9 protein-coding genes and 1 pseudogene are annotated in these 10,113 nt (G+C 62.8%); 7 read left to right on the top strand and 3 right to left on the bottom strand.

All coding sequences use genetic code 11. The features are described 5' to 3' along the window. Together EOA22_RS14145 and EOA22_RS14140 are read right to left on the bottom strand one after the other, a co-directional pair. Window positions 1–230, bottom strand: a pseudogene (locus EOA22_RS14145) (hypothetical protein); the annotation flags it as partial. Window positions 231–270: 40 nt separating this feature from the next. Continuing rightward, window positions 271–1,452, bottom strand: a complete 1,182-nt coding sequence (locus tag EOA22_RS14140) for a cystathionine beta-lyase (RefSeq protein ID WP_013532426.1) — start codon at window positions 1,450–1,452, stop codon at window positions 271–273. A 455-nt stretch (window positions 1,453–1,907) separates the two neighbouring features. Here EOA22_RS14140 and EOA22_RS14135 point away from each other — a divergent pair, with 455 nt between their 5' ends. From EOA22_RS14135 to EOA22_RS14105, 7 genes are all read left to right on the top strand, one after another. Next, entirely contained in the window at window positions 1,908–2,543 is a 636-nt protein-coding gene (locus tag EOA22_RS14135; protein ID WP_013532425.1) for a DUF1326 domain-containing protein, read from the top strand. A gap of 9 nt (window positions 2,544–2,552) precedes the next feature. Then, window positions 2,553–3,428 carry a DUF2182 domain-containing protein gene (locus EOA22_RS14130; RefSeq protein ID WP_013532424.1) on the top strand — a complete coding sequence of 292 codons (876 nt, stop codon included), beginning with the start codon at window positions 2,553–2,555 and terminating at the stop codon, window positions 3,426–3,428. A gap of 443 nt (window positions 3,429–3,871) precedes the next feature. Continuing rightward, the gene (locus EOA22_RS14125) at window positions 3,872–4,900 is read left to right on the top strand and encodes an amino acid ABC transporter substrate-binding protein (protein WP_013532423.1); all 1,029 of its coding nucleotides are present in this window, start codon (window positions 3,872–3,874) and stop codon (window positions 4,898–4,900) included. 63 nt (window positions 4,901–4,963) lie between these two features. Continuing rightward, a complete protein-coding gene (locus EOA22_RS14120) occupies window positions 4,964–6,151 on the top strand; it encodes an amino acid ABC transporter permease (RefSeq protein ID WP_013532422.1) in 1,188 nt (395 codons plus the stop codon). Between the two features lie 9 nt (window positions 6,152–6,160). Next, window positions 6,161–7,318 carry an amino acid ABC transporter permease gene (locus EOA22_RS14115; RefSeq protein WP_013532421.1) on the top strand — a complete coding sequence of 386 codons (1,158 nt, stop codon included), beginning with the start codon at window positions 6,161–6,163 and terminating at the stop codon, window positions 7,316–7,318. Window positions 7,319–7,349: 31 nt separating this feature from the next. Next, window positions 7,350–8,153, top strand: coding sequence for an amino acid ABC transporter ATP-binding protein (locus EOA22_RS14110; protein WP_013532420.1), 804 nt, complete (start codon window positions 7,350–7,352; stop codon window positions 8,151–8,153). A 111-nt stretch (window positions 8,154–8,264) separates the two neighbouring features. Next, entirely contained in the window at window positions 8,265–8,933 is a 669-nt protein-coding gene (locus EOA22_RS14105) for a TIGR02117 family protein (protein WP_013532419.1), read from the top strand. Between the two features lie 74 nt (window positions 8,934–9,007). Here the strand turns inward: EOA22_RS14105 and EOA22_RS14100 are convergent. Further along, on the bottom strand, window positions 9,008–10,113 hold a 1,106-nt coding region (locus EOA22_RS14100), incomplete at its 5' end, for an FAD-dependent monooxygenase (RefSeq protein ID WP_127390038.1).

Below are 10,113 nucleotides of genomic sequence, written 5' to 3'. Positions count from 1 at the left end.
GGCACGTGCGGGCCGTTGCCGAGCACAAGGCTGGCGATCACACCGGTGAGTGCAATGCCGATCGTCGCGCCGATACAGGCGACGAGACGCTCGCGCAGCGTCGCGCCGGCAAGAATGGGAACAAAAAGGCGGAAAGCCATGGGGTCGAAAACTCTGCCGATATTCCAGGGGAAGTCGAAAATGTGCTGATCGCACCGCAATGACGCGGCATCGTTGAATTTGAAAGCCAAACTGATCCGGGAAACTGCAATTTGAGGGAATAGAATTCCGCTACGCAGCCGCCGCCGCGGTCAGGCCGCGCGAAATGTCGGCCTTCAGGTCGTCGACGTCCTCGAGGCCGATCTGCAGGCGGATCAATGGACCCTCATAGGGGGCCTTCGCGACAACGCGGTCGCCGAGCCAGACCGGCACGGCAAGGCTCTCATAGCCGCCCCAGGAATAGCCGAGGCCGAAGATTTGCAGCGCGTCGAGAAAGGCGTGCTGCTGCTTTTGTCCGCCGCCGGCAAGCACGATGGAAAAGATGCCGCTCGATCCGGAGAAGTCCCGCTTCCACAGTTCGTGGTCCGGGTGGCTGGGCAGGGCCGGGTGGAGCACGCGCGCCACGCCCTTCTGGCCTTCGAGCCAGGAGGCGATGGCAAGCGTGCTGCGCTGATGGTGTTCAAGGCGCACGCCCATGCTGCGCAGGCCGCGCAGCACCTGGTAGACGTCGTCGGGCCCGGCGCAGCAGCCAAGCGTGCAGAAGCTTTCATAAAGATGCGTCCAGCAGCTCTCATTGGCCGACACCGTGCCAAGCAGCACGTCGGAATGGCCGGCCGGGTATTTGGTCGCCGCATGGATCGAGATGTCGACACCGTGGTCGAGGGGGCGGAAATACAGTGGCGTCGCCCAGGTATTGTCCATCATGACGATGGCGCCCGCGGCGTGCGCCGCCTTGGCGATGGCTGGGATGTCCTGCACCTCGAAGGTGTTGGAGGCCGGTGATTCCGTGAACACCACCTTGGTGTTGGGCTTGATCAACGCCGCGATGCCGGCGCCGACATGGGGGGCGTAGTACTCGACCTCGACGCCCAGCCGCTTCAGCATCGTGTCGGCGAAGTTGCGGGTCGGATGATAGACGGTATCGACGATCAGCAGATGGTCGCCGGCCGACACGAAGGCGAGCAGCGGTACCGTCACCGCCGCAAGGCCCGACGGCACCAGGATCGTGCCTGCCGAACCTTCCAGCGCGTCTATGGCGTGGGCGAGCGCATCGGTCGTCGGCGTGCCGCGCGTGCCGTAAGTGTATTTCTGGGTGCGAGCCGCCATTGACGCCGCGTCGCGAAAAAGCACGGTCGAGGCATGCACCACCGGCGGATTGACGAAGCCGAAATAGTCGTGCGGATTGTTGCCCGAATGGGCAAGCCGCGTGTTGATGCCCATCCCGCCGCTAAAGTGCTCGCCGTCTTTCGCCATTCTGCGTCGCCTTGTTTGACAAGCCGCTAGCCATAGTGCGGCGGCATGGACCGTGCAACAGCCACCGTCCGCCAGGAGATGGACTTCGAATATGCCAATTCGTCGCGGCAAAAACAGCGATGCGGGGACAGGATATCAAAACGAAAAACCCGCCTGTGCGGCGGGTCATCGGCGCAAATCAGCACCATGGACGAAAATGTATCATAGCTGAGGGCAGGCTGTCAAGAAAAAATTCCTATCGCGAAAAGGCGGTCTTTGATTGACCTGCGTTCGGAGCCCTCATCTCCGCCGATCGGCTATTGTGGGCGGCTGCGGAAGGTATATGATTGTCGGCTAATATTAATCGCCGGATTGCTTCGATCAGATGCTGCCGGATGGTTGCTGCCGGTTGACCTCTGGTCCTCCACGATCCGGATCGCGCTCACCAAGCGTGAGCGCGGCAAGGGAGGAATGCCATGCCGGACGTCAAATGGGCCATGAAGGCGCGCGAATTCATCAACTGCAACTGCGCCTATGGCTGCCCGTGCCAGTTCAACGCCATGCCGACATACGGGTTCTGCCAGGCGGTCGCCGGCATGGAAATCGAAAGCGGCCATCACGGCGACACCAAGCTCGACGGATTGCGGTTCGTCGGGATTTTCAGCTGGCCCGGCGCCATACACCAGGGCGGGGGCGAAGCCGCGGTGATCATCGACGAGAGGGCGACGGAAGCCCAACGTGGCGCGCTGCTTCGCATATTGGGCGGTCTGGATACCGAACCGGGTGCAACGATATTCCAGGTCTTTTCGACCACGCTGGAGAAGTTCCACGACCCGATCTTTGCGCCGATCGAATTCAACATCGACGTCGACGCGCGAACCAGTCAGCTGCATGTCGAGGGTATAACCGACGGTCGTGGCGAGCCGATCCGGAATCCGGTCACCGGCGCTGCCCACCAGGCGCGCATCGACCTGCCGCACGGCTTCGAATACGCGATCGCCGAGGTCGGGCGCGGCTGGACAAAGGCGACGGGCCCGATCAAGTTCGAGCTGGCCGATACGCACAGCCATTTCGCCAATCTGCATCTCACGCAGAGCGGCATCGTGCATTGACCTGATCCAATGGGCGACACGGCCCTCGAGGCGGTGCTGCGGCGCGATCGCGCGGTCGTGATGGCCGCGCTCGTGGTGATTGCCGTGCTCGCCTGGGCCTATGTGCTGTGGCTCGCCACCGACATGGTCATGCCCGGCTCCGCCTTGCCGGACAGCGGAGGCGGTGACATGGCCGGAATGGACATGTCGAATATGGACGGGTCGAACATGGGTATGGGCGGCATGGATATGGGCGCCGCCGTGGCGCCAGGCATCCGGGCCTGGGCATTGGCCGATTTCGCTTTCACCTTCACGATGTGGGCGGTGATGATGGTCGGCATGATGACGCCTTCGGTCGCACCGATGTTGCTGCTCTATGCCGGTGTCGGCCGCAAGGCGCGGGCGGATGGCAGGCCCATCGCTTCGACGGGATGGTTTTTTGCCGGCTACCTCGCCGTCTGGGCCGTCTTCAGCCTCGTGGCGACCGGTGCGCAATGGCTGCTCGCCCGTCTTGCCTTGCTCGACCCCTCGATGGCGACCGGCAGCGCGGTCCTCGGCGGCCTCGTCCTGATCGCCGCCGGTCTCTATCAATGGACGCCGATGAAGGGCGTCTGCCTGCGCCAATGTCAGGCCCCGATCGCGTTCCTGGCCGGCCATGGCGGATTCCGCTCCGCTCCGCTCGGCGCGCTCCGGCTGGGCATCGATCACGGCGCCTACTGTCTGGGGTGCTGCTGGGCGCTGATGGCTCTGCTGTTCGTCGGTGGCGTCATGAACGTGCTGTGGATCGCCGGCATCGCCATCCTCGTCCTGCTGGAGAAGACGGTGCCGACCGGGCAGCTGATTCCGCGCGTTTCAGGCGCGTTGATGGCTGGCATCGGGACCTGGATCGTCTTTCAAGCCTCTTGAGAACAGTCTTCGTCTGCGACCTGTATTGGACTGCAGCCGCCAGTAAATCGTCAGAAGACAATCTTGGGACATGGTAGTTCGCCCCACGCGGAGGTCAACAACCACGAGGTATTTGCCCGGGATGGATTTCGCTGCCGCGGCCGGTATCGGCCCCGCGTTGGCGTTGCATCAGCTTTGCCGCCTTTATTGGCCCCTGCTGACTAATTCGCGGGCGTGTTTGTCTGTAAATCAGGCATTTACGGCAATCGGTTTTCAAACTCTTCGGGTTTGGGTCATTTCCCTTGACCTCACAGGAATTATCGCCTTCGATGACATTTGTGAATGGGAGGCGGCGCGTCGGTTACGATGCGGGGTTTCGGGATGGGCCGGGATGAAGCCGCGTTCACACGGGAGAAAAAAATCAGGATTTACTCCTGAAAAACAGAGAAAAGGGTCTGTGGGTCATGAAACACATTGCTATCGGCATTCTAGGCGCCGCCACGCTTGGATTGATGGCGTCCGCCGCGTCGGCGGCCACGCTCGACACCGTCAAGGCGAAGGGCTTCATCCAGTGCGGCGTCTCCACCGGCCTGGCCGGCTTTTCGGCGCCGGACGACAAGGGTGACTGGCAAGGCATCGATGCGGATTTCTGCCGCGCTGTCGCGGCCGCCGTCTTCGGTGACGGCTCCAGGGTCAAGTTCACGCCGCTCAGCGCCAAGGAGCGGTTTACCGCGCTGCAGTCGGGCGAGATCGACATCCTGTCGCGCAACACCACCTGGACCATCAACCGCGATACGGCACTCGGCCTGAATTTCATCGGCGTCACCTATTATGACGGCCAGGGTTTCATGATCAACGCCAAGAAGCTGCCGGGTGTCAATTCGGCATTGCAGCTCTCGGGCGCAGCCGTCTGCGTGCAGAGCGGCACCACCACCGAGCTGAACCTCGCCGACTACTTCAAGGCCAACAAGATGGAGTACAATCCCGTCGTCTTCGAAAAGCTGGAAGAGGTCAACGCCGCCTATGATGCCGGCCGCTGCGACGTCTACACCACCGATCAGTCGGGCCTCTATGGCATACGCCTGACGCTGGGATCGCCGGCCGACCATGTCGTGCTGCCCGAGATCATCTCCAAGGAGCCGCTCGGACCTGCCGTTCGCCAGGGCGACGACCAGTGGTACCACATCGTCAAATGGACCTATTTTGCGCTGCTGCAGGCTGAAGAGCTCGGCATCACCAAGGCCAATGTCGATGAGATGAAGAACTCGGCCAGCCCCGAGATCAAGCGCGTTCTCGGCCAGGAAGCCGACACCAAGATCGGTACCGATCTCGGCGTCTCCAATGACTGGGTGGTCAACATCGTCAAGGCCGTCGGCAATTATGGCGAAATGTTCGAGCGCAATGTCGGCTCGGGCAGCCCGCTGAAGATCGCGCGCGGCATCAACGCGCTGTGGACCAAGGGCGGCCTGCAATACGCGCCGCCGATCCGCTGATCGAAATGTGATCCGGGAGGCAGATCATCTGCCTCCCGGTTTCTCTTTCCAGGGGACGGTCGAATGGCATCGCAGGACGTACTTCGCGAGGAGCCCAGCCGCGGCTCCTTCATCAACGATCCGAAAATCCGGGGCATATTCTTCCAGGTGCTGGTCGTCGTGCTGCTGGTGGCGGGCGTCTGGTGGATTGCCCACAACGTCATCGACAACCTGACGCGGTTGCGCATCGCTTCAGGCTTCGGCTTCCTCAAGGGCCGCGCCGGCTTCGATATCAGCGAGAGCGCGATCGCCTATTCGTCGGATTCGACCTATGGCCGCGCCATTCTGGTCGGCCTCCTCAACACGGTCATCGTCGCCATCGTCGGCATCATCACCGCGACAATCATCGGCTTCGTCATCGGCATCGGCCGGCTCTCGAAGAACTGGCTGATCAGGAAGATCTGCACCGTCTATGTCGAGGTCTTCCGCAACATCCCGCCGCTGCTGGTCATCTTCTTCTGGTATTCCGGCGTGCTGGCCGTGCTGCCGGCGCCACGCGACAGCATCAATTTGCCGTTCGGCTCCTTTCTCAACCAGCGCGGTTTCTATTTTCCACGCGCCGTATGGGGCGACGGTTCATGGCTGATTTTCGTCGCCCTGCTCGTCGGCATCGCCATGGCGTGGTTCGTCGCGCGCAAGGCGCGGCAACGGCAGATGGCGACCGGCCAGCAATTTCCGGTGTTTTGGACATCCGCGGCGCTGATCGTCGGGCTGCCGCTGCTCGCCTATGCGCTGAGCGGCTTTCCCCTGAGCTTCGATTACCCCAAGCAGTCGACTTTCAACCTGACCGGCGGCTTTCAGGTCCGGCCGGAGTTCCTGTCGCTTTATCTGGCGCTGTCCTGCTATACCGCCGCCTTCATCGCCGAGATCGTGCGTGCCGGCATCAGGGGTGTCAGCGCGGGCCAGACGGAAGCCGCCGGAGCGTTGGGATTGCGTTCCGGATCGATCCTGCGGCTGGTCGTCGTGCCGCAGGCCATGCGCATCGTCATTCCGCCGCTGACCAGCCAGTATCTCAACCTGACCAAGAACTCGTCGCTGGCCATCGCCATCGGCTATCCGGACCTGACGGCGACCGCCGGGACAGTGCTGAACCAGACCGGCCAGGCCGTCGAGGGCGTGGTGATCATGATGGTGATCTATCTCGCCATCAGCCTTCTGACCTCGCTTGTGATGAACTGGTTCAACGCCAAGATGGCGCTGGTGGAGAGGTGAGGTAAGGACATGCAAGAACATGATATGTCCTGGGTGCGCACCGAAATGGTGCTGGCGCAGCCGGCGCCCGCCAGCGTCACCGGCCTCGGCGCATGGGTGCGCAAGAACCTGATCGCGTCTACCGGCGACACCATTTTGACAATCGTCGGCATCGCCCTGGTGGCGATGATCCTGCCGCAAATCATCAATTGGGCGTTCATCAACGCCGTGTGGACGGGGCCGGACCGGACCGTATGCGCCACGGTGGCGCAAGGCGGCATCCAGCCGGATGGCTGGACCGGCGCCTGCTGGGCTTTCGTCAATGCCAAGTTCGGCCAGTTCATGCTCGGCCGCTATCCCATCGAGGAGCGCTGGCGGCCGATCCTGGTCGCCATCCTGTTCGTGGCGCTGCTGGTGCCGATGCTGATGCCGAAGGTGCCACGCAAAGGGCTGAATGCGGTTCTGCTGTTCTTCGTGCTGCCGATCGTCGCCTTCGTCCTGCTGGTCGGCGGCATGTTCGGCCTGCCGCATGTCGAGACCTCGCTTTGGGGCGGGCTCTTGGTAACGCTCAGCCTGTCCTTCGTCGGCATTGCCGTGTCGCTGCCGCTCGGCATCGTGCTGGCGCTCGGCCGCCGTTCCAAGATGCCGATCATCAAGACGCTGTGCGTCGTCTTCATCGAGACGGTGCGCGGCATCCCGCTGATCACCGTGCTGTTCTTCGCCAGCGTCATGCTGCCGCTGTTCCTGCCGGAGGGCGTTTCGTTCGACAAGTTCCTGCGCGCTTTGATCGGCGTGTCGCTGTTTGCCGCCGCCTATATGGCCGAAGTGGTGCGCGGCGGCCTGCAGGCGATCCCCAAGGGCCAATATGAAGGTGCCGATTCGCTCGGCCTCGGCTATTGGCAGAAGATGTATTTCATCGTCATGCCGCAGGCGCTCAAATTGGTCATCCCGGGCATCGTCAACACCTTCATCGGCATGTTCAAGGACACCAGCCTGGTCATCATCATCTCGATGTTCGACCTGCTCGGCATCGTCAAACAGAATTTTTCCGATGCAAACTGGGCAACCGCGCAGACGGCGAGGTCCGGCCTGATCTTCGCCGCCTTCGTCTTCTGGCTGTTCTGCTTCGGCATGTCGCGCTATTCAATGTACACCGAACGCCGGCTCGACACCGGCCACAAACGCTAAACATAAACAAAAGAACAAGGGGATCCCTCTCATGGCCACCGAAAATGCCGTCAGCGCCGAAGAGATCAAGGTCAACGCCGCCAAGATGCAGATTTCGACGACCGATGTCGCCATCGACATCATCGCCATGCACAAATGGTATGGCGAGTTCCATGTGCTGAAGGACATCAACCTGAAAGTGATGCGCGGCGAGCGCATCGTCATCTGCGGCCCCTCCGGCTCCGGCAAATCGACCATGATCCGCTGCATCAACCGCCTGGAGGAGCACCAGAAGGGCAAGATCATCGTCGACGGTAAGGAATTGACCAACGATCTCAAGAAGATCGACGAGGTGCGCCGCGAGGTCGGCATGGTGTTCCAGCACTTCAACCTGTTCCCGCATCTGACCATCCTGGAGAACTGCACGCTGGCGCCGATCTGGGTGCGCAAGACGCCGAAGAAGCAGGCCGAGGAAATCGCCATGCATTTCCTCAAGCGCGTCAAGATCCCGGAACAGGCCAACAAATATCCCGGCCAGCTTTCCGGCGGCCAGCAGCAGCGTGTGGCGATTGCCCGCTCGCTGTGCATGAACCCGCGCATCATGCTGTTCGACGAGCCGACCTCGGCGCTTGATCCGGAGATGATCAAGGAAGTGCTGGAGACCATGGTTGGCCTTGCCGAAGAAGGCATGACCATGCTGTGCGTCACCCACGAGATGGGTTTTGCCCGCAAGGTCGCCAACCGGGTGATCTTCATGGACCAGGGCCAGATCGTCGAGCAGAACACGCCGGCCGAGTTCTTCGACCACCCGCGCCATGAGCGCACGAAGCTGTTCCTGTCGCAGATCCTGCACTAGGCTTTCGATGTTTGCGAGGAGCCCGGCTGAAACACTGCCGGGCTCTTTTGCGTATGGCATAACAGGCGACCGTTCCTGTCGCGCTGGAGCGCTTTTGCAGAGCCGCTTTTCATGAAGAGACTGGGACGTTTTCTAGGCCTTCTGTTGATTGTCGTCGCTCTCGCCGTGACGACGGGCACCCTCGTGCCGCGGCCGCTGTGGCCGGCGGCCGCCGCCATGCCCGCCGCGACGCGCCACATCCTGGTGCTGAACAATCCGATCCACACCGATATCGCCATCCCGGTCGACGATGCCGTGCGCCAGCGTTTCCACTTCCTGGTCGACGCCGGCATACCGGCCGACAGGCCGGAGGTCCGCTACATCGTCTTCGGCTGGGGCGGTCGCGCCTTCTACCTGGAGACGCCGACATGGTCCGAGCTGAAGGCGGTACCGGTGATGAAGGCACTGACCCTCGACGCGTCGGTCATGCATGTCGATGTCGCCGGTGACATCCTCGAACCGCCCCCTGACATCGCGGGGTTCGACATCACAGAGGACCGGTTCGCGGCGTTGCTCGATTTCATCGATGCGAGTTTCCAGCGCGGACCGGAAGGCCCGATCCTCGTTCCGGACGCGGCCTATTCCAGGTTCGACGGCTTCTACGAAGCCAACGGCCATTTCAACGCACTGATCGGCTGCAACACCTGGACGGCGGCCGCCTTGCGCACCGCAGGCCTGCGCACCGGCTGGTGGAACCCGCTGCCTGTATCGCTCGGGCTATCGATGCGGCTGTATAATTAGCGTGGGCATTCCGCGAATTGGCGAGTGTCGCGTTCCTTCACACCCCCCTCTGTCCCGCCAACCTTTCGCAGGTTTCAGCTTTCGTCAGCCTCCGGTGCCCGCCAGCCATAGAGCCAGTCCAAATCCGCCGCGAGTTTTTCCGACGAGCGCATTTTCAGGAACACGTTGCGCGCAATCGCCACCGGCCCTGCGGCATGCCAGGCCAGCCGGTTGACAGCGCCGCGTCGGGCGACCTGCGCGACACGCGGCCGCCGTGACTGTTCCCAAACCGCAAGCGCGGCCAGCGGGTTCGTAGGGGAGGCGTAGACGGCGTCGGCAAGCGTCGCTGCATCCTCGATCGCCATGGCCGCACCTTGCGCCGCGAATGGGGTCATCGCATGCGCGGCGTCGCCGATCAGCGCCATGCCGTTCGGTGTTGTCCAGGGCTGTTGCGGGTCGACAGTGTGGATCGGCCACGCGGTCCACGGGCCGGCCTGCTCGACCAGACGGGCAAGTTCTGCCGCAGTGCCGGCAAGAGCTCGGGTCAGGATCCCGGCGTCGGCGTTGCCGGACCAGCCCTCGGCAATGCGGTCGCCCCTGGTGAAGGCCGCGAGATTGAAGGCCGCACCCTTGCTGACGGGATAGGCCACCATATGGAAGCCGGGATGCAGGAAGGTGGTGACGCAGTCCCTGGCGCCGATGGCGGCAAAGCTCTGCCCCGCGGCGCTATCGGCTGCGATGGTCGCGCGCCAGGCCAGTTCGCCGGAGAAATGGTTTCTTGGCGAAGCCGACCCCTTGGCCGAGTCGACAAGTGGGCGCACCGATGACCAGACGCCATCGGCCCCGACCAGCAGGAAGCCCTCCGCCTCGATGGTCTTGCCGTCGATCTCGGCCGTCGCCGTGATGCCATGCGGGCCGGAGGCAACGTCGCCGATGCGCGCGCCGGTGGTGAGATGGATATCCGGCACCTCGGCAACGCGCGCGGTCAATGCGCTCTGCAGATCGGCCCTGTGCGCGACGAGATAGGGTGCTTGCCAGCGGGTTTCGGCGGCTTGCCCCAGCGGCACGCGCGCCAGTTCGCGCAAGGTCGCGGCCTTCTTCAACACCACGGCTTGCGGCCGCACCGCTGCCGGCAGCAGCCGGTCGAGCACGCCAAGCTGGCGAAGGATGCGCGTCGCGTTTGGAGAGAGCTGGATGCCGG

The organism is Mesorhizobium sp. M7A.F.Ca.US.014.04.1.1, assembly GCF_003998745.1.
Taxonomy (GTDB): Bacteria; Pseudomonadota; Alphaproteobacteria; order Rhizobiales; family Rhizobiaceae; genus Mesorhizobium; species Mesorhizobium ciceri.
The sequence above is the reverse complement of the archived record's forward strand: the minus strand, read 5'-3'. Positions and strand labels throughout refer to the sequence as shown.